Genomic DNA, 19,076 nt, shown 5'->3' with positions numbered 1-19,076 from the left:
GTCAACGGATCTTCGACCTGTCGTCGGTGCGGAGCAAGAGAGGCTAGTAGTTCGCTTTCAGGTCCATGCCGCGGTACAGGGACGCCACCTGCTCCCCATAGCCGTTGAACATCAGCGTGTCGCGCCGGCCCCAGTCGCCGATGCGCCGTTCGCGGGCCTGGCTCCAGCGCGGGTGGTCGACGTTCGGGTTGACGTTGGCATAGAACCCGTACTCGGATGGCTGAAGCCTATTCCAGCTTGTCGCCGGCTGGTCCTCGGTGAAGGCGATCCGCACGATCGACTTGATCGACTTGAAGCCGTACTTCCACGGCACGATCAGGCGCACGGGTGCGCCGTTCTGGTTGGGCATCGCCCGGCCATACAGTCCGACGGCCAGGATGGTCAGCGGGTTCATGGCCTCGTCGATCCGCAGGCCCTCCCGGTACGGCCAGTCGATCAGCCGGCTGCGCTGGCCGGGCATCTGAGACGGGTCCTCCAGCGTTTCAAACGCAACGTACTTGGCGTTGCCCGTCGGCTCGAACCGCTGCAGCACCGAGGCGAGCGGAATGCCGACCCAGGGGATGACCATGGACCACGCCTCGACGCAGCGCAGCCGATAGATCCGCTCCTCCAGTGGGGAGCGCTCGATCAGGTCGGCGACGCCCAGAGTGCCGGGCTTGGCGCAGGCACCCTCGACCCGGATCTCCCATGGCGACGTCGCCATCTGGTCGGCATAACGGGACGGCGCGTCCTTGGAGGTCCCGAACTCATAGAAGTTGTTGTAGGTCGTGATGTCGTCGAAGTCGTTCTGGTCCTCGTCGGTCGAGAACGCGCTGGGCTGCACGTCGGGCAGGGGCGCGTAATCCCCCGGTTCGGCGGCGCGCGCCGAGCGCAGGCCCGCAAGCCCGAACGCTCCGCCGGCCAGACCGGTCAGGGCGGTCACACCCGCGCCCTGCATGAGGCGGCGGCGATTGAGGTAGACGCCCTCCGGCGTGATGTCGGAGGGCGTGGGGTCGGCGGGGGAGCGGAAGCGGAACAGCATCTCTCGGTCCTCTCGTCGGACGGAGCCGCCGGACGCCGAACGCCCGCGACGTGGAAACGATGCCACTGTGGGCCTTGCTCATCATAGGAATTGGAATGTGTCCATTTTGCGTTTCGTGCCAACCGGCCTGGACGCCACGATCCCGCACGCGCGGCTCGGCGAGGGGCTTGACCGGATTCGCGAACCAACGTAGAACAGACCGTGCATGTACTGCCTTTGTTCGCGAAACGCGGGGCCCCCACGGCCGCCGATGCGTGCGGCGGTGGCATGCCCTCTCCGCCTGTGTTCCAGGCGTTCCGCACCGTTCCTTTTTGCACCGGACCACAAGGACCCGCGCCTCATGCTGACCCGTAAACAATACGAACTTCTGGTGTTCCTGGATGAACGCCTGAGTGGATCCGGGGTCGCGCCCAGCTTCGAGGAAATGAAGGACGCTCTCGGCTTGCGGTCCAAATCCGGGATCCACCGCCTGATCTCGGCGCTGGAGGAACGGGGGTTCATCCGCCGCCTGCCGCACCGGGCCCGGGCGCTCGAAATCCTGCGGCGCCCGGGTGAGCCGGCGGCCGATCCGGCGCCCAAACCCGAGCCGGAGCCCGCGGGCGGACACGGCACCTTCCAGCCCCGCGTCATCCAGGGCGACTTCAGCGGCGCGCCACTGCACGGTGCAACGGTCCCGGAGGCCGCGCCGGCCGACTCGGTGCAGGTTCCCCTGCTGGGCAAGATCGCGGCCGGCACCCCGATCGCCGCGCTGTCGGACGCCACGGCCCGCGTCGACGTGCCCGCCGGCCTGCTCGGCCATGGCGATCACTACGCTCTCACCGTCGAGGGCGATTCCATGGTCGAGGCCGGTATTCTGGACGGCGACACGGTGGTGATCCACTCCTGCGACAGCGCCGAGTCCGGCGTCATCGTCGTGGCCCTGATCGATGACGAGGAGGCCACCTTGAAGCGCCTGCGCCGCAAGGGGCACTCCATCGCGCTGGAACCCGCCAATGCTAACTATCGAACCCAGGTGCTCCCGGCAGACCGGGTCAAGGTCCAGGGCCGGCTGGTCGGCCTGCTGCGGCGCTACTGACGCGCCGCCGGGGCCCACCATGAACGAGACAAGGTCGAGCGGCCTGCGCGCGGCCGTCACAGCGATCCTGCCCGTGCGCGGCACCAGCGAGCGGGTCCCCGGGAAGAACCGGCGCCCGCTGGCCGGACGGCCGCTGTTTCACCACATCCTGGCGACCCTGCGCCGTGTGCCGGCCATCGGCACCGTGGTCGTGAACAGCGACGACCCCGCGCTGCTCGACGCGGCAAAGGCCGCCTTTCCCGGCATCGTGACATTACGACGGCCGCCTGCCCTGTCCGCGCCCGAAACCTCCATGAACGCCGTGCTGCGGGACACGGTGGACCGGCTGGCGCAGGACGGCGCGGACGGCGGACTTCTGCTCCAGACCCACGCAACCAACCCGTTCCTGACAGCGGGCACCATCACGGCGGCGTTGGCCGCCTTTCGCGACGCCGCTCCGGCCTACGACAGCCTGTTCACGGTCACGCGGCGGCAGGTCCGCCTGTGGGATGGCGGCGGCCAGCCGATCAACCACGACCCGGCCCGCCTGCTCCCCACCCAGGACCTCCCTCCGGTGTTCGAGGAAAACTCCTGCCTCTACCTGTTCACAGCCGCCAGCCTGCGGGCCCACGGCACGCGCATCGGGGCACGGCCCCTGCTGTTCGAAACGCCGGCCCTGGAATCGCTCGACATCGACGACCCAGCCGATTTCGCGCTGGCGGAGGCCCTGGCCGCGCATCCGGCGCGGCCTGTTTGAAACTCCGCGCATCCGGCGCAGCCTGTCTGATACGGCGGCGCACCCCACACGGCCTGTTTGACATACCGCGCGTTTCGCGCGGCCGGGCTACAGCGGGTTCGGATCGGCAAAGGTCGCACGCTCAGGCGTCCGGACACGCCCGACCAGTCCCGCCACAAGCAACAGCAGGAACGCCACCATTACCGCCGGGATCTGAAGGCTGAAGTCCATGGTGGCGTGCACGGCCACCAGCACGACGGCGGCACATGCCAACAGCGGCCGCTCCGGCTCAGGATCCAGCACAGCCCGCCGCAAGGCCGCAGCCGCCGCCACGGCAAACGCCAGAATCACGGCGGCCGCCGCGGGCAGGCCGACATCCATGGGCAATTCGAGCCAATCGCTGTGCCCCCGATCGAAAAAGCCCTCGACGCTCTCATCCCGGTACAGGCGGAACGCAGACTCGAACGTCCCCAGGCCATGCCCGACCCAGGGCCGATCCCCGATCGCCGCCACGATCCGCGGGAACACGGCGAACCGCCCATCGCCCTCGATGAAAAGATGGTCAACGCGGCTCAGGGTGACATCGCCGCTCAGGCTCACACTCCCGGCCAGCATGAGGACGACGACCGCCACCAGGCCGCCCCCGACCCAGCGAACCCGGCCACGCATCCGCCCGATCCAGATGCCCAGGAACACGATCGCGCCGGCCGCGAACGACGCCAGCCCCATGCGGGAGCCGGTCAGCAACAGGGCGACGGTTCCGACCGCCATCACGGAGACCGGCACCAGCACCCGCCCCCACAGGTCCTCGGCCAGCGCGAGCACCACCCGGCGGGCGTCCGGCTCGGACTCCAGCGTCTGGCGCAGATGCCGCAAGACAAGGGCCAGCGCGGCCAGGACGCCCAGGCCGACAAAGGTGGCATAGCTGTTGCGGTTGATGAACGTGCTGCTCAGGCTGCCGCGATAGGCGGTCTTGTCGAACCACAGCACCGTCTCGAACCCGCCCAGATAGACGACAAGACCATAGGCCGCATAAACGCCCTGCGCCGCCACGAACAGGAAGAGCAAGCGGTCGGCGTTGCGCGCGCGGTAGGCCACAAGGGCCACGAGCAGACCGAACCCAAGGTACGTGACCCAGGCGAACGCCGTCGCCCGCGTCCGTTCGGGCACCAGCGAGATCGCCGCCGGCAGGTCGTCGGCGCCCAAGGCGCGGGCCGCGTAGTCCCAAGCGGGGTGCGCAAGCCCCGGCAGCAGGCCGGGCGTCGCCTGCACCTGGGCCCAGGCGGCCACCGCGAGCACCAGCGCGCCGGCGATCACAAGCGGCGCGGGCACCGGCGGCATCGGGCGCCGCAGCCGCCACCGCTGCCAAGCGTAGGCCGTCAGGCCCAGCCCGACCAGCATCGCCAGCAGGTCCACCCAGACCGGCCGCGCGCTCGCCAGGGGCAGCGGCGTCAAACCGACCAGCATCGCGGCGATCCAGAAGGCCGGCCCCCGCATGGAGACGGTGCTGGTCCCACCCCGCCCGGCGCGGCTTACAGACGATGAGACGGCCTGCCCCATGCGGCTTATCCCCCCTCGCGACCCGGCCCCATGAGGGCGCGCCAGCGTGCGCGCAACGCCGGGTCGCGCTGTGTCAAAATCCGGCTCAGCCGGAGCAAACCCGGATCGCGGGTCAGGCCGTCGCGGAAGGCCTGCACCGCCGGATCCCGGCCGTCCATCCTGAGCAGAGCCCGCAAATCGCGGCCCATCTTGGTCAGGGTCCGCCCGCTCCACCGCTCGTAAAGGTCCAGCGCGAGGCGCATCCGGTAGGCCGCCAACTCCGGCTCGACCGGCGCCAGATCATACGAGGCGTCGAGATACCGGAACGCGCGCCCGGCGGCGCTGGGCTCGGTCGTCCCAGTCCCGCCGTGGGCGCCGCCCTGTTCCAGACTCGTCGCATGGGCGAGGTAAATCCAAGCCAGCGGATCCACCGGATCGTGGAGCAGAGCCTGACGGGCCAGATCGGCCGCCCGGGCCGCCTCCTCCCGCCCTGGCCCCTCCCGTCCTGCCTCATCAGGACCCGCCTCCGCGCCCGCATCGCCCAGGCGGCCCCCGGCGGCGACGTCTTTCGCGATCATCAGGCGCAGCCCGGCATACCGACGCAGCACATCGTTGGTCCGCGCCGCCGGTGGGATCGCGTCGAACAGGGTCAACGCTGTCTCGCGGGCCGCCGCCCGCAGTGCCGGATCGTCGGCCTGGATCCGGTCGGCGGCGGTCGTCACGAACTGCAACGCCGGTATGCGCGGCAACTCCGCGGACAGGCGCACGCCGCCGATCACCAGCAGCACCAACCCTACGAGCGCAACCGTCCGCGCGATGATCACGTCGCGCCGCCCGAAGCTGCGCCCGCCGGCGCGTCGGGCGCGGGCCTCAGCTTGTGTAGTACTGGCCATAGCGCCCGTAATACGAGGCGTAGTCCCCGTACCCATACTTCGCATGCTTGCGAAGATCGACCTGCGTCATGACCACGCCACCCACGGGAACCTCCGCCTTACGCAGCATGGAGATCGTCGAGCGCACGCCGGCGCGCGCCGTTGACTCCCACCGCACCAGCAGCACCGTGGTGTCGGCATGCTTACTCAGCAGAACGGCGTCCGACACCGCCAGCACCGGCGGCGTGTCGAACAGAATGAGGTCGTAATGCTCGCGCGCCTCGCGGGACAGAACCTCCATGCGCCCCGACTGCAGCAGGGCCTGCACGTTTTCCGTACGACCCGACGTGACGATCATATCCAGATTGGACGCTGCGTCCGTGTGGACGCAGTCCCGCCAGGTCGGCGCGGTGCCGAGCAGATAGTCCTCCAACGACAGCGGGTGGTCCTTCTTCGACGCCAGGGCGCGCCACACCGCGTTGCGCCGCAGGTCGGCCTCGACGAACAGCACACGCTGATTGCCCGCCCGGGCGAGCAGTCGGGCCAGGCTGAGGGTGAAGGTCGTCTTGCCCTCCCCCGGCAGCGACGATGTCACCGCAATGGCCTTCGGCGCGGGCACCTGCCCGTAGGTCAGGGTGTTGTAGACGGAGCGGAGCGCCTCGGCGTAGGCCGAGGCCGGACTGCTCAGCACGTACTCCACCGGGGATCGGCCACGCAGCTTCCGCCGCGACAGGCGCGGGACCATGCCCAGCCCGGTCAGCCGGATCTCGCGCTGGACATGATCCAGGGTCCGGTATCCGTGATCGAGCAGCTCCAGCAGGACCGCGATGCCCAGCGCCAGCATGACCGCCAACACAAACGCAATGGACAGGATCAGTTTCTTTTTCGGATAGGACGGGTCGTTCGAAACCTTGGCCTGGGAAATGATGCGGGCGTCCGCCTGTTGCAGGTCTTCCTGGCTGGTCGTTTCCTTGAACCGCGACAGGAAGGTCTCCAACAGAACGCGGCTCGACTCCGCCTCGCGTTCCAGCTCCCGCAAGTCCACCCGTGCGCTTTCCACTTCGGCACTGGTGGCTTTCAGCGCCTCCAGACGAACCTGCAACGCCGCCACGCGGCTGCGGGCCACCGTCACCTCATTGGCGACGCCGCTGACGATGCGGTTGACCTCCTCGCCGATCTTGCTGCGGATATCGCGCAGTTCGGCGCCCACTTCGGCGACCTCGGGATGCCGCTCGCCATAGCGGCTCAACACCTCGGCCTGACGGCGGCGGACCTGGGCCTCCTGCTCGCGCAGGCGCTGGATCAACGCGGAGTCGAGGACGGCCCCAAGCGCCGCGTACGAGCCACGCCCGGCCAGATCCCGGACCTGATTGTAGCGCGCCTCGACGGCGGCCAGCTCGGTTTCGGCCTCGATGAGCTGGGTGTTCACCTCGCCAAGCTGCTGTTCGCTGACCGTCGCGGTTTCCGACGCCTGCACGATCTGATGCGCCTGCCGGTACCGCTGGACCGCCTGTTCCGCCTCGCGCACCCGGTCCCGGAGATCGCTGATCCGCGTGCTGAGCCATTGGGTCGCGCGTTCCGTGGCCTCGAACTTGGCTTCAAGCTGGTCGGTCAGGTACAGCTCGGCGAGGCCGTTGGCGAGACGCGCGCTTTTGCGCGCATCCTCGGTCTCGAACGAGATCCGGATGGTGTAGGAGATCGTCGGGTTCGACACCGTCAGCGCGTCGGTGACGGCGCCGATCACCGCCTCGCGCTCGCGGTCCCGCCGCTCCTCCTCGGACAGGGGCACCTCCTCGGCTTGGGGAATGCCAAGCGCCGTCAGCCATTCCGGCGCCATATAGGTGCGCGGATCGATCAGGCGCACCAGCGGATCGGCGGGGCGCAGTGCGGCATTGAATTCGGGGTCCCGCGTCAGCCCCTGAGCGTCCACTAGCTTGCCCACCAGACGCCCGGACGTCAGGATGTCCAACTCCGTGTTGATGACGCTGGCGTCCGGCGACAGGCCGGAGATGACGGCCTCGATATCGACGACGCTCTCCCGGCGCGGGTCCAGGGTCAAAAGCGCCGTGGCCGTGTACAGCGGCGTCAGTTGGAACAGCACCAGCACGGACAGGATAAGGCACAGCAGGACGATCCCCACGATCACACCGCTTCGGCGCCAGACCGCCCGCAAAACCGCCCTCAGGCTTGCGGCATCATCGCGCGGGGCGGCATCCTCCACCCCCCGGTCCGGCTGGCTGCGGGACCGCTGCGCGCCCGCCGGGTCCGGCCGTTCATGAATCGCGTTCACGGACTCTCCACGTTCTGTGCGGGCGAACCGCATCCCCCTCGGCTCTGGGTCGCCGGGACCCGCCGCCGCGTGCGTCGGACCGCCAGTGTACACCACGGCGGGGTGCCGGTCACGAACGTGCGCGGACCGTCGCGCACACCTCCACCCGACCGGATCAGTGCGACCACATCAGCGGATCCGGATCAGCGGGGCCGATCCGGGGCGTCCCGCACCGTCTCCAACAGAGCGGCCAGGGTGTCGTCGTCGAGGTGGCTCAGACGCGCGGCCAGACGGTTCGCCAGTTCGGTGGCCAAGGGCGACAGACCGCCGGTGTTCAGGGTCACCCGGGGCGCCGAGACGGCCGCCAGCGCCTTCAGCGTCTCCGCCTCGTCCCAGATCAGATCCAGGGCCCCGCAGACCTGCATCACCAGCCCGGGCTGAGGGCGGCCGCGTCGTCCATGTTCCAGCGCGGACAGATAGGCGGGCGAGACGGTCAGCCGCGCCGCCAGTTCGTTCAGCGTCATCCCGCGCGCCGCCCGCAGCGCGCGCACCCGGGCGCCGAAGGGCGTCATCGGCCGCGGGCCCGCCCAGACCCGCGTCCGGGGCCGCTCCCAGACGCCGAACCCTCGCGGCCCTCGCGCCGCCGCCGCACCAGCACATACAGCGCGCCCTCGCCGCCGTCGCGGATCTGGGCGTGGGTGAACGACAGCACCAAACCGCGTAGCCCGGCCTGATTGAGCCACAGCGGCACATCACGGCGCAGGACCCCGCCGCCCTCGCGGCCCGTGCCCTTCCCGGTCACGACCAGCACACAGCGCGCCCCCCGCTCGTAGGCCCGGTGCAGGAACAGGGCCAGCGCCTGATGGGCGCGTTCACGGGTCATGCCGTGCAGGTCGAGCCGCCCGTCAATGGCCATACGGCCCCGCCGGAAGCGGTCGTGGGTGCGCTTATCGATACCGGCGGACTCGCCCAAGCGCACATCAGCGCGGTGCGCGCGCGGTTTCGGGGGCGCGGCCGGGGGGCGCGGTGCGGACACGGCCCCGGAGGCCGGCGGCACGGGCCCTTCAGATCCCCGGCCCGGGGCGGTCTCCGCCCCCTCCGGGACACGCGCCCCGGCTTTCCCCGCGCGGCGCCGGCCCGGCAACGGCATGGCGCTCCGCGTGACCTCCTGCCACAGGCGCAGGTCGGACTCCGAGAGCGCGGGAGGCCCGGACCGCCGTCGGCGGTTACTGTCCGAGGGCATCCGGACCGTCATCGACCAGGATCACATGCAGCCGGCGCGGCCCATGCGCGCCGAGCTGAAGGGTCTGCTCGATGTCGCCGGTGCGCGAGGGGCCCGTGATGAAATGCACCGTGCGCGGCAGCCCGTCCGTGGACAGCGCGCGCAGCCGGTCCCAGGCGTCTTCCAGGCCGCCGGCCACGTCCGTGGCCCGCACCACCACGATATGGGTGTCCGGCAGCATGTTCAGCGTCGAGGGACTGGCGGGACCGGACGCCATCATGAGCGTGCCGGTCTCCGCGATGCCCGCCACGGCGTGGGACACCCCGACCAGATCGTCCGGGGCCGGCGTGCCGCGCCGATCCACGGTCAGCACACCGTCGGCGTCGAGGTCGTCCAGCCGGGGATCGGCGGCCACCGCCACGCGGGCCGGAAGGTTGTGCCGGCGCACCAGATCGGCCACCGCCGCGGCGACCCCGTCGGGCGCCACGCGCGCCACCGTCGCGGCGCTGGCCTCCGCCTGAGCAATGAAACGCGCCACGAGGGCATCCCGCCCACCCCGCGCGATGGACGGAACGACACTGGCCGGGTGGTCGGCCAGACGCCCATCAAGCTCCCGGCGGACGGACTCCGACACGGGTCCGCGCCGCAGCGCGGTCCGGATGCCGTTCAACACGGTCTCGCGCGATGAGTCCGCCACGCTGCGCCTGCTCCTTTTCATGTCCGGTCGTGTTCGTGTCCGGGGGTGTTCTTAACGGGAGGGGATTGAGACCACCCTCCGATCAGACGACGGTGGCGTCGTCCATCGGCTCCGGGCCGGCGCCGCCCGGCCCCATCCTGTCCCCCAGGCCGGGGCCGACCGCCGCGCCACCTTCGAACTGCTTGGCGAAGGCGCGCCAGTTGCCGGCGGGCGCCACCACACCGATTCGCGGATTGCTCGTCAGCGTCACCACGACCCCGCCGATCGACCAGATGACCTGCCAGTTGTGGGCGTTTTTCAGCATATTTTCAATGGTCCGGGTTCGCAGCCGCTGCGCGATCCAGGGCCGCACAAAAAAGGCGTAGGCGAACATTGCGCCAATCAGGACCAGTGTCCCCGCCACCAGGTTGAAGGCCATGACCGCAAGGCTGGCGAGAATCAGGCACAGCAACGGCACGACGTTTTCCCAAGGGTTAAACACCGGCGACCCGGTCCGGTTCAGCCGGTTGAAGTCCACAACGATCTTAATCCGATCGGCCATGAAGGCCTCGATCAGGCGACCGTGCAGGCGATAGTCCTGGGCGGCCTGGGGAGAGCGCACCATCGGGCTCGGGACTCCTGGAGCAGAGACGACAGACAGACAAATAGACAGACAGACAAATAGACAGACAGGCGAACGCCAGAAAGCCGCGGCGGCGGAACCGGCGCGGATGACGAACCCTATCGGGTTTCCCCGCGTTTGTAACGGGCCATGAAGGTCCCCCCGGGCGGCGGCACCGGCAGGTCGCGCACCTGCGTCCAGCCTCCCGCCAAAGGCAGCCGGGCCAGACGCCCGCGTCCGCGGCCGAGGCGGGACAACAGCCGGCCCGCCAGCCCGGTCCCGAGCCGGTACAGCCACGGCCGCCGGGCAGCGAAGGCCCAGGCCCGCAAGCCCCACCGCGTGCGCGCCGGGGTCAGGTGCCGGGCGAACTCCTGCTCCCGCCAGTGCCGCAGCATGCGGGGCAGCGGGATTTTCATCGGGCACACCTCTTCGCAGCGCCCGCACAGGGTGGAGGCGTTGGGCAGGCTGGCGGATTCCTCCAGCGAGGCGAGTCCCGGCGTCAGAACCGAGCCGATCGGCCCCGGGTAGACCGACCCGTAGGCGTGCCCGCCCACCGCGCCGTAGACCGGGCAATGGTTGATGCAGGCGGCGCAGCGGATGCAGCGCAGGACGTCCTGGAACTCGCCGCCGAGCAGGCGGGACCGCCCGTTGTCCAGCAGCACGACATGGAAGTGGTCCGGTCCGTCCGGATCGTCCGGCCGGCGCGGGCCGGTCGAGACGGTCGTGTAGGACGACATGATCTGGCCGGTGGCGGAACGCGCCAGCAGCCGCAACAGGGTGCCGGTGTCCTCCAGCGTCGGCACCACCTTCTCGATGCTGGTCACGACGATGTGGACCCGGGGCAGCAACTGGGTCAGGTCGCCGTTGCCCTCGTTGGTGACGATGACGCTGGAGCCGGTTTCCGCCACGAGGAAATTCGCCCCGGTGATGCCCACGTCCGCGCCCAGGAAGTGCTCGCGCAGCACCGTGCGCGCCTCGTCGAGCAGCTCGCGCGGTTCCTCCAGCGGGCGGTCGGCGGGAAACTGGGGATGGCTCTCGCGGAAGGTGCTCGCCACCTGGCTTTTGCGCACATGGATCGCGGGCGCGATGATGTGGCTGGGCAGTTCGTGACGAAGCTGGATGATGTACTCGCCCAGATCGGTCTCGACCGGCCGGATGCCGTGGCCTTCCAGGAAGGCGTTGAGTTCGATCTCCTCAGCCACCATGGACTTGCCCTTGGTGACCGTCTTCGCCCCATGCGTCCGGCAGATGTCGAGCACAGCGCGCCGGGCGGTCTCGGCGTCCGGCGCCCAATGCACGTGGCCGCCACGCTCCAGCACCCGGGCCTCGAAGTGCTCCAGGTAGTGGTCGAGATGCTCCAGGGTGTGCGTCTTGATGGCCTTGCCGGCCTCGCGCAACGCCTCGAACTCGGGCAGCGCGGCCACCGCGAGCCCCCGCTTGACGCGGAACCCGGTTTTCATGGTGGCGAGCGACTGGCGCAGGTTGGCGTCGTTGACGGCCCCCCGGACGTTGTCCTTGAAGCGACGGCTGGTCACATGCATCGCGAACCCCTCCTGCGTTTGGGCCGGATCATGGCGCCTCGGTCCCTTCGCCGATCGGTGGTGCCGCGTCGGTCAAGCCCGCCAGCACCTCCGCCACGTGGCGCACCTGCACCGAACTGCCCCGGCGCTTCAGCATGCCCGCGATGTTGAGCAGGCACCCCATGTCGCCGCCCAAGACCATCCCGGCCCCGGTCGCGACCACGTCGTCGGCCTTGTCGCCGGCCATGCGGCCGGAGATGTCCGGGTACTTCACGCAGAACGTCCCGCCGAAGCCGCAGCATTCCTCCGGCGCCGCCAGTTCCGTCACCGCCAGCCCCTCCACCCGGGCCATCAGGGCGCGCGGCTGCGCCTTCACGCCCAGTTCGCGCACACCCGAACAGGTGTCGTGATAGGTGACCTGGGCGTCCAGGCGCCCCGGCACATCGGTCCAGCCGAGGCGATCCACCAGGAACGACAGCAACTCGTGGGTCTTGTCCGCCAGTTCCCGCGCCCGGCCGGCCCAGGCGGGATCGTCGCCCAGAAGGATCGGATACTGATGCCGGATGTGGCTGGCGCAGGAGCCGGAGGGGGCCACCACATAATCGACGGACTCGGCCTCCAGCGCCTCGACCATGAATCGGGCCTGGGCAACCGCGTCCACGCGGTCGCCGCTGTTGAACGCGGGCTGGCCGCAGCAGGTCTGCCGCTCCGGCACACGAACGGTGCAGCCGGCCGCGTCCAGCAGGCGCAAAGCGGCCTGGGCGACGGTCGGCCGGAACAGGTCGGCCAGACAGGTGACCAGCAGCGCCACCCGGGGCACCCCCGGCGGCGTGGTTTCAGGCGGCATGATAGACCCAATCAGACAGAACGCATAAGGCCCGGCGCCAGCGCCGCGCATCACCGCAACGGCATCGGCCGGTTCTCTCGTCTTAGCACAGCGCAGCCCCAAAACGGAAAGCCGTCGCGCAGCCCGGTCGACCGGCGCGCCGAGCCCCCGGCCGTGCGCCCATCAGGCTATTTTGTTACCGTCGGTTTCCGGCTACAAAATGGAAATCCGTCCCGCAAAATCGTCTTGGCAGCGAAGTGTCGCGGGGTCCCTGAAATCGGGCCCCCGCGCCCGGATCCCCGCCCACCCCGGCGGCGGTCCGCCTCTCGCCCCATCCCACGCGACGCCCCGCGTCGGAAAGTGCCCCGGAATGCGTCGGTCCTGGACCATTACCCACTGGCTCGCTGCCACCTTTCTGGTCGCGATGATCACATCCGGCGTGGCCGTCGGGCTGATCCTGAGCGCCCAGATGAACAACTCCGTTCTGACACTTGCCCGGCAGCAGGCTCAGGGCACGGCGCATCAGGTCTTTCAAAATGTGTATGGCGCCATGCGCCGCGGCACGGCCCACGACGAAATTCCGGAGATCATGGCCCGCCTGAACGCGACCGCCCTGGAGGACGGCTCGGTGCGACTGGTGCGCGGCCCGGCGGTGGCGGCCCAGTATGGCCCGCGCGCCGGCGCGGCGGACGCGAACGTCGAGGATCCGCTGGTGCGACGGGTGCTGGAGACCGGCGAGGATCCCTCGGTGCAGAGAGACGGCCGCGTCCGCCACCTATTTCCACTGGTCCTGGACACCGAATGCACCGCCTGCCATGCCGGGGTGGTGGGCGAGACGGTCAACGGACTGGTGGACATCGACCTGCCGCTGTCCGGCCTGCGCCAGCCCCTGACCCTGGTCACCGACACGGCGTTCCTGGTCTTCATGGGCACCCTCGCGCTGATCTTCGTCGTGCTGTTCGTCACCGTGCGCACCCTGATCGTGCATCCGATCCGGACCCTGTCCGACACCATGACCCGGCTGTCGGCGAACCCGGGCCGGGGTCCGAGCCTCAACGCCAGCACGTTCCGGACCCGAGAGTTGCGGAACCTCGCGACCCGTTTCACAACCCTCATGACCCGCGTCGCCGACCAGCGGTCGGCGCTGGAGGATCACGCCCGGGCGCTGACCGCCGCCAAGGACGCGGCCGAGGCCGCGCGCATTCAGGCCGACGCGGCCAACATGGCCAAATCGCATTTCCTAGCGTCGATGAGCCACGAACTGCGGACCCCCCTCAACGCCGTGATGGGCTTTTCCGAAATCCTGCGCGACGAGATCTACGGCCCCCTCGGGTCCGCCCGGTACCGCGAGTACGCCACCGACATCCTCAACAGCGGACAGCACCTGCGCGATCTGGTCGACGATCTGCTGGACCTTGCCCGAATCGAGGCGGGCTCGTTCGAGATCCGGCCGGAGCCCCTGACGCTGGCCACCGAGGTGCCCGCCTGTCTGGCCCTGTTCCGGGAGCGCGCCGCGGCCGGCGGGCTGACCCTGTCGCACGACTGCCCGGACACTCTGCCGCCGCTGCGGGCGGATCCGCGCGCGTTCCGGCAAATCCTGTTCAATCTCGTGTCCAACGCCGTGAAGTACACGCCGGATGGCGGACACATCGCCATCGTCGCGCGCGCCACCGCGACACAGATCACCCTCGCCGTGCGCGACACTGGAATCGGCATCCCACCACAGTTTCACGACCTCGTCTTCGCGGCCTATGGACAGGTCATCAACGTCGAAACCCGCGACATGGAAGGCACCGGCCTCGGCCTGTCGCTGGTGATGGCCCTGATGCAGCGCCACGGCGGCACCGTCACGCTGGACAGCGCGCCCAACGCGGGCTCCACCTTCACCGTGATCTTCCCTCGGTCCACCCGCAACGACGACACACACGACGACACACACGATCAGGGCGACACCGCGCCCCGCCACACCCCGGTCGAAGTGTGACGGCCGAACAGGACCCGACGCCTCAGGATCGCGCCGCCCGGCTGACCCGCAGCAGCAGGGAGCTGCTCACGACGCTGACGCTGGAGAACGCCATCGCCGCGCCCGCCAGCGCCGGGGACAGGTAGCCGAGCGCAGCGGCCGGCACGGCGGCCAGATTGTAGGCGAACGCCCACACCAAATTCAGCCGGATGCGGTCGTAGGTCGCCCGGGACAGCGTCAGCGCCCGCACCAGGAGGGCCGGATCGCCGCGCATCAGGGTCAGGCCGGCGGTCTGCATCGCCACGTCCGTCCCGGACCCCATCGCGATTCCGATGTCGGCGGCGGCCAGGGCCGGGGCGTCGTTGATGCCATCGCCCACCATGGCAACCGACCGCCCCTCGGCCCGCAGCGCCGTCACGGCCTCCGCCTTGTCGGCCGGCAGGACCTCGGCCCGCACGTCGTCAATGCCCAGACGGCCCGCGACCGCCTCGGCCGCCGCCCGCGAATCCCCGGTGAGCAGGACCGGCGTCAGCCCCCGCGCCTTGAGCGCCGCGACCGCCTCCGCTGCGCCCGCCTTGACCGGATCGGCCAGGGCCAGCAGCCCCAGCACCGGACCCTCCGCGTCGGCGACCCACACCACCGTACGGCCGGCGGTCTCCAGGTCTCGCGCACGAGCAGCCGACGCCTCGTTGATGCGGCCGCGTTCCTCCATCAGCCGGCGCGACCCCACCAGAAGGGCGCGCCCACCGACCGTCGCGGACAGGCCGCGCCCAGGAAGGGCCTGGAAGTCCTCAAGCGGGCTGGGGTCCAGATCGCGCGCCTCGGCCGCCGCCATCATGGCGCGGCCCAGCACATGCTCGCTGCCCTGCTGCGCCCCGGCGGCCAAGGCCAGAAGCGCGTTTTCGTCCAGATCGGACGCCAGCACCGCCACAGCATCGACCGCCGGACGGCCCTCGGTCAGGGTCCCCGTCTTGTCGAACACGATGGTATCGACCTTATGCGCCCCCTCCAGCGCCGCGGCGTCCTTGATGAGCACGCCCCGGCGGGCAGCCAGACCGGTCCCGACCATGATGGCGGTCGGCGTCGCGAGGCCCAGAGCACAGGGGCAAGCCACCACCAGCACGGAGACGGCGGCGACGAACCCGGCCTCCGCATTGCCCGTCAAACCCCACCAGGCGGCGAAGGTCACGGCGGCAATGGTAATGATCCCGGGCACGAACACCGCCGCGACCCGGTCCACCAGCCGCTGCACCGGTGCTTTGCTGGCCTGGGCATCCTCGACGAGGCGGATGATGCGCGTCAACACCCCCTGGCCCCCCTCGCTGGTGGCCGTCACCCGCAACAACCCCTCGCCGTTCACGGCGCCGCCGATGACCGTGTCGCCGGGGCCGCGCGCCACGGGCAGGCTTTCCCCGGTGAGAAGACTTTCATCGAGCTGGCTTTCGCCCGAAAGGATGGTGCCGTCCACCGGCACGCGCTCCCCGGGGCGGATCAGCACGACGGTACCGACGGTCACCTGCTTCAGCGGCACCTCGACCGAGGCGCCGTCCGACCGCTCGATCCGGGCCACGTCCGGACGCAGGGTCATCAACGATCGGATGGCGGCGGCGGCAGAGCCTTTGGCCCGTGCCTCCAACAGCTTGCCGAGCAGAACCAGCGTGATGACGACGGCCGCGCCCTCGAAGTACAGGCCCTGATCGGCCGTGCCGTTGAGCACGCGCCACAGGCTGAACAGATAGGCCGCCGACGTGCCGAGCACGACCAGCACGTCCATGTTGCCGGCCCCGGCCTTCACGCTTTTCCAAGCGCCGGTGTAGAAGCGCGCGCCGGACACGAATTGGACCGGAGTGGCCAACGCAAGCGCCAGCCACGGCGACAGGTGGAGCGGCGCGCCCACCCACATCGACACCATTTCCACCAGCAGGGGCAGCGTGCAGACCACGCCGACGCCCAGATCAATCAGCCCACGCCGGTCACCGCGCCAGTCGGTGTCGAGATCGGCCGCGCTCCAGTCGTCCGAATGCTCCGTGGCGTCATAGCCGGCCTTGCGCACCATGGCGATCAGATCGTCGAGGGTCAGGGTGTCCCCCGCCACGTCGACGCGCGCCTTCTCGGTGGCGAGGTTCACCTGGGCGCGGGTCACGCCGGGACGCTTGTTCAGCACCTTCTCCACGCGCGCGGAGCAGGCGGCGCAGGTCATGCCCGTGATGTCGAGTTCATAGGTCCGTACGGGAGTCGTCGTGTCCATGATGGGGTCTTTCGCTGTCCAGTCGCTTGTGACGTGGGCTGCCAAAGCCCCACCGTCAACGCGGAGCCACCCTCAAGACTCACAGGCTCCCCATTCGATCGGCGTAAAAACGCGAGAGGCAGGAGAATGGGGAGCGTTCGGAGACGCTCAGCGCCCGATCCCTAAAACGCAAAACGGGCGCGCCCGGCCGCCAAAGCCGAACGCGCCCGTTCCCCGAACGCTTCAGGGGTGCCGAGGCCTAGAGGCCCAGCGCACTCTTCAGGTTCTCAACCAGATCGACACGCTCCCACGAAAAGCCGCCGTCCGCTTCCGGCGTGCGACCGAAGTGGCCGTAGGCCGCCGTGCGGGCGTAGATCGGCCGGCTCAGGCTGAGGTGCTCGCGGATGCCGCGCGGCGACAGGTCCATGACCTCACACAGCGCCGTGGCTAGCTTGCTCTCGTCCACCCGCCCGGTGCCGTGGGTGTCCACATAAACCGACAGGGGCTTCGACACACCGATGGCGTAGGACACCTGAATGGTGCACTTGCGCGCCAGACCGGCGGCCACGACGTTCTTGGCCAGATAACGCGCGGCGTAGGCGGCCGAGCGGTCGACCTTGGTGGGGTCCTTGCCGGAGAACGCGCCGCCGCCGTGCGGGGCCGCGCCGCCGTAGGTGTCCACGATGATCTTGCGCCCGGTCAGGCCGCAGTCGCCATCCGGCCCGCCGATCACGAAGCGGCCGGTCGGGTTCACGTAGAACTCGTCCTCGGGGCACATCCAGCCCTCGGGCAGCACGCCCAGCACATGCTGGCGCACCAGCTCGCGCACATCCTCGGACGACGCGGCGTCGGCATGCTGGGTGGAGACCACGACGCTGGTGGCACCGACCGGACGGCCATCCACGTACTTCAGCGTCACCTGGCTTTTGGAGTCCGGCCCCAGCAGACCCGCAGCCCCACCCTTGCGGGCCTCCGCCAGCGACTTCAGGATCCGGTGCGAGAACGCAATCGGCGCCGGCATCAACTCGTCGGTCTCGTCGCAGGCATACCCGAACATGATGCCCTGATCGCCCGCGCCCTCGTCCTTGTTGCCGGCGGCATCGACGCCCTGTGCGATGTCCACGGACTGGGCGTGCAGGTGAATGCGCACCTCGGCGTTCTGCCAGTGGAACCCGTCCTGCTCGTATCCGATATCCCGGACGGCTTCGCGCGCGACCTTTTCCAGCAGATCACGGTTCTCGGCCACATGGGCTGGGCCGCGCACCTCACCCGCCAGAACGATCAGGTTCGTGGTGGTCAGCGTCTCGCAGGCGACGCGCGCGAGCGGATCGGCCGCGAGAAAGGTGTCCACGATGGCATCGGAGATGCGGTCGCACACCTTGTCGGGATGCCCCTCGGACACGGACTCGGAGGTGAACAGGTAATCTTTCAAAGACACGGCCGGGCTCCTTCTCGGCGGGCGGCGACGCGGGACACCATTCCAAAGGCGCGGGCGGCTGTCCCCGGCACGCCCCCGTCACGAAATCGCCGATGGCGGGCCGCGCCGACGCCGACCGTCGGCGCCACACGCACGCGGTCCTGTGGCGCCCCCCGGTCCGCCATCAAGCGGCGGTTCTTGGCATGAAAAGACCCCATCTGGCAAGCGTTTGGGGTCATAGCGCGCGGCACGGCCCGACGCCGCGCGCCGCAACGCCCGGGCGGCTCACGACGCGCCCTTTCTTCACGACGGGCGTCCCAGGGCCCGGCGCAAGGCATCGCCCAGCGACTGGCGGCGGTCCGCGCTCCCCGCCTCAGAGGATGTATCCGCGGGCGGCGCATCCGACGACGGCGCATCCAAAGGCGGGCCCTCCGGCGTCGCCGCGGCGGGATCGGTCGGGCCGGCCTTGCGGGCCTGCGCCGTGTTGGCGCGAGCCTTGTCGGTCTTCGGCGTCTCGGGTTTGGGCGGGCGCAGATCCTGCGCGATCTTGCTCATGAAATCGGACTCGCGGCCCTCTGCCAGCAGGTCCGCGCGGGCGGCCACCGCATCCATCAGCGGGTCGAGCCAGTCGCGATCCGCCTTGGCGAAGTTCGACAGCACCCAGCCGTGCACACGGCTCTTGTCGCCGGGATGACCGATTCCCAGGCGCACCCGGCGGTAGGCGTTGCCCAAGTGGGCGTCGATCGAGCGCAGGCCGTTGTGGCCGGCGGCGCCGCCCCCGGTCTTCACCTTCACCTTGCCCGGAGCAAGGTCCAGTTCGTCATGGAAGACAATGACGTCCGCCGGCTCCAGCTTGTGGAACCGCGCGGCCTCGCCGACCGCCTGGCCGGACAGGTTCATATAGGTCTGCGGCTTGAGCAGCAGCACCTTCTCACCACCCAGGCGACCATCGGCCAGCAGGCCCTGGAACTTGGAGCGGAATGGACCAAAGCCGTGCCGCGCGGCGATGGCGTCCAGCGCCATGAACCCGATGTTGTGGCGGTGCCCGGCATACTCGGCGCCAGGATTGCCGAGCCCGACAAGAAGCAGCATCGCGCAGCCCTTCGTGGCAT

The 19,076-nt window shown here is 69.8% G+C and carries 16 protein-coding genes; 3 read left to right on the top strand and 13 right to left on the bottom strand.

Annotation, left to right across the window (positions count from 1 at the left end):
- Positions 1-43: 43 nt before the first annotated feature.
- Positions 44-1,021, bottom strand: a complete 978-nt coding sequence (gene msrP, locus GGD82_RS17645; protein ID WP_150063562.1) for a protein-methionine-sulfoxide reductase catalytic subunit MsrP — start codon at positions 1,019-1,021, stop codon at positions 44-46.
- A 340-nt stretch (positions 1,022-1,361) separates the two neighbouring features.
- Here msrP and lexA point away from each other — a divergent pair, with 340 nt between their 5' ends.
- Positions 1,362-2,096 (top strand): transcriptional repressor LexA, encoded by a 735-nt coding sequence (gene lexA, locus GGD82_RS17640; RefSeq protein ID WP_150063563.1) that lies wholly within the window; start codon positions 1,362-1,364, stop codon positions 2,094-2,096.
- Between the two features lie 19 nt (positions 2,097-2,115).
- Complete coding sequence (locus GGD82_RS17635; protein WP_150063564.1) at positions 2,116-2,832, top strand: acylneuraminate cytidylyltransferase family protein; 717 nt, start codon at positions 2,116-2,118, stop codon at positions 2,830-2,832.
- Between the two features lie 87 nt (positions 2,833-2,919).
- On the opposite strand, the gene GGD82_RS17630 is transcribed toward GGD82_RS17635, so the two are convergent.
- The 9 genes from GGD82_RS17630 to GGD82_RS17590 form a co-directional block, all read right to left on the bottom strand.
- The gene (locus tag GGD82_RS17630; RefSeq protein ID WP_150063565.1) at positions 2,920-4,371 is read right to left on the bottom strand and encodes an O-antigen ligase family protein; all 1,452 of its coding nucleotides are present in this window, start codon (positions 4,369-4,371) and stop codon (positions 2,920-2,922) included.
- A 5-nt stretch (positions 4,372-4,376) separates the two neighbouring features.
- Positions 4,377-5,243 (bottom strand): hypothetical protein, encoded by an 867-nt coding sequence (locus GGD82_RS17625; protein ID WP_150063566.1) that lies wholly within the window; start codon positions 5,241-5,243, stop codon positions 4,377-4,379.
- On the bottom strand, positions 5,221-7,512 hold the full coding sequence (locus tag GGD82_RS17620) for a GumC family protein (protein ID WP_170284412.1): 2,292 nt from the start codon (positions 7,510-7,512) through the stop codon (positions 5,221-5,223). The genes GGD82_RS17625 and GGD82_RS17620 overlap by 23 nt, the downstream gene beginning before the upstream one ends.
- 182 nt (positions 7,513-7,694) lie before the next feature.
- Complete coding sequence (locus tag GGD82_RS17615; protein ID WP_150063568.1) at positions 7,695-8,063, bottom strand: helix-turn-helix domain-containing protein; 369 nt, start codon at positions 8,061-8,063, stop codon at positions 7,695-7,697.
- The gene (locus GGD82_RS17610; protein ID WP_170284413.1) at positions 8,060-8,464 is read right to left on the bottom strand and encodes a Smr/MutS family protein; all 405 of its coding nucleotides are present in this window, start codon (positions 8,462-8,464) and stop codon (positions 8,060-8,062) included. Before GGD82_RS17610 ends, GGD82_RS17615 begins: the two co-directional genes overlap by 4 nt.
- Positions 8,465-8,717: 253 nt before the next feature.
- The gene (locus GGD82_RS17605; RefSeq protein WP_184013312.1) at positions 8,718-9,410 is read right to left on the bottom strand and encodes a LutC/YkgG family protein; all 693 of its coding nucleotides are present in this window, start codon (positions 9,408-9,410) and stop codon (positions 8,718-8,720) included.
- 82 nt (positions 9,411-9,492) lie between these two features.
- Positions 9,493-10,014, bottom strand: a complete 522-nt coding sequence (locus GGD82_RS17600; RefSeq protein ID WP_150063571.1) for a hypothetical protein — start codon at positions 10,012-10,014, stop codon at positions 9,493-9,495.
- A 116-nt stretch (positions 10,015-10,130) separates the two neighbouring features.
- Positions 10,131-11,552 carry a LutB/LldF family L-lactate oxidation iron-sulfur protein gene (locus GGD82_RS17595; protein WP_150063572.1) on the bottom strand — a complete coding sequence of 474 codons (1,422 nt, stop codon included), beginning with the start codon at positions 11,550-11,552 and terminating at the stop codon, positions 10,131-10,133.
- A 28-nt stretch (positions 11,553-11,580) separates the two neighbouring features.
- Positions 11,581-12,378 (bottom strand): (Fe-S)-binding protein, encoded by a 798-nt coding sequence (locus GGD82_RS17590; RefSeq protein WP_150063573.1) that lies wholly within the window; start codon positions 12,376-12,378, stop codon positions 11,581-11,583.
- A gap of 349 nt (positions 12,379-12,727) precedes the next feature.
- Between GGD82_RS17590 and GGD82_RS17585 the strand changes: the two genes are divergently transcribed.
- Positions 12,728-14,341, top strand: a complete 1,614-nt coding sequence (locus GGD82_RS17585; protein WP_170284414.1) for a sensor histidine kinase — start codon at positions 12,728-12,730, stop codon at positions 14,339-14,341.
- A gap of 22 nt (positions 14,342-14,363) precedes the next feature.
- On the opposite strand, the gene GGD82_RS17580 is transcribed toward GGD82_RS17585, so the two are convergent.
- From GGD82_RS17580 to pth, 3 genes are all read right to left on the bottom strand, one after another.
- On the bottom strand, positions 14,364-16,568 hold the full coding sequence (locus tag GGD82_RS17580; protein ID WP_150063575.1) for a heavy metal translocating P-type ATPase: 2,205 nt from the start codon (positions 16,566-16,568) through the stop codon (positions 14,364-14,366).
- A 238-nt stretch (positions 16,569-16,806) separates the two neighbouring features.
- Positions 16,807-17,985 (bottom strand): methionine adenosyltransferase, encoded by a 1,179-nt coding sequence (metK, locus tag GGD82_RS17575; protein WP_150063576.1) that lies wholly within the window; start codon positions 17,983-17,985, stop codon positions 16,807-16,809.
- 282 nt (positions 17,986-18,267) lie between these two features.
- Positions 18,268-19,056: an aminoacyl-tRNA hydrolase gene (pth, locus tag GGD82_RS17570; RefSeq protein WP_150063577.1), complete on the bottom strand. Its 789-nt coding sequence runs from the start codon at positions 19,054-19,056 to the stop codon at positions 18,268-18,270.
- Positions 19,057-19,076: the final 20 nt, after the last annotated feature.

The organism is Roseospira marina (assembly GCF_014197855.1).
Classification (GTDB): Bacteria; Pseudomonadota; Alphaproteobacteria; order Rhodospirillales; family Rhodospirillaceae; genus Rhodospira; species Rhodospira marina.
The sequence above is the reverse complement of the archived record's forward strand: the minus strand, read 5'-3'. Positions and strand labels throughout refer to the sequence as shown.

What these genes read in the sequence shown, in the direction of transcription:
- lexA (WP_150063563.1), top strand. Translation starts at nt 1,362, where the DNA reads ATGCTGACCCGTAAACAATACGAACTTCTGGTGTTCCTGGATGAACGC.
- GGD82_RS17580 (WP_150063575.1), bottom strand. Translation starts at nt 16,568, where the DNA reads ATGGACACGACGACTCCCGTACGGACCTATGAACTCGACATCACGGGC.
- GGD82_RS17625 (WP_150063566.1), bottom strand. Translation starts at nt 5,243, where the DNA reads ATGGCCAGTACTACACAAGCTGAGGCCCGCGCCCGACGCGCCGGCGGG.
- GGD82_RS17635 (WP_150063564.1), top strand. Translation starts at nt 2,116, where the DNA reads ATGAACGAGACAAGGTCGAGCGGCCTGCGCGCGGCCGTCACAGCGATC.
- GGD82_RS17595 (WP_150063572.1), bottom strand. Translation starts at nt 11,552, where the DNA reads ATGCATGTGACCAGCCGTCGCTTCAAGGACAACGTCCGGGGGGCCGTC.
- GGD82_RS17585 (WP_170284414.1), top strand. Translation starts at nt 12,728, where the DNA reads ATGCGTCGGTCCTGGACCATTACCCACTGGCTCGCTGCCACCTTTCTG.
- GGD82_RS17590 (WP_150063573.1), bottom strand. Translation starts at nt 12,378, where the DNA reads ATGCCGCCTGAAACCACGCCGCCGGGGGTGCCCCGGGTGGCGCTGCTG.
- pth (WP_150063577.1), bottom strand. Translation starts at nt 19,056, where the DNA reads ATGCTGCTTCTTGTCGGGCTCGGCAATCCTGGCGCCGAGTATGCCGGG.
- GGD82_RS17615 (WP_150063568.1), bottom strand. Translation starts at nt 8,063, where the DNA reads ATGACGCCCTTCGGCGCCCGGGTGCGCGCGCTGCGGGCGGCGCGCGGG.
- GGD82_RS17630 (WP_150063565.1), bottom strand. Translation starts at nt 4,371, where the DNA reads ATGGGGCAGGCCGTCTCATCGTCTGTAAGCCGCGCCGGGCGGGGTGGG.
- msrP (WP_150063562.1), bottom strand. Translation starts at nt 1,021, where the DNA reads ATGCTGTTCCGCTTCCGCTCCCCCGCCGACCCCACGCCCTCCGACATC.
- GGD82_RS17600 (WP_150063571.1), bottom strand. Translation starts at nt 10,014, where the DNA reads ATGGTGCGCTCTCCCCAGGCCGCCCAGGACTATCGCCTGCACGGTCGC.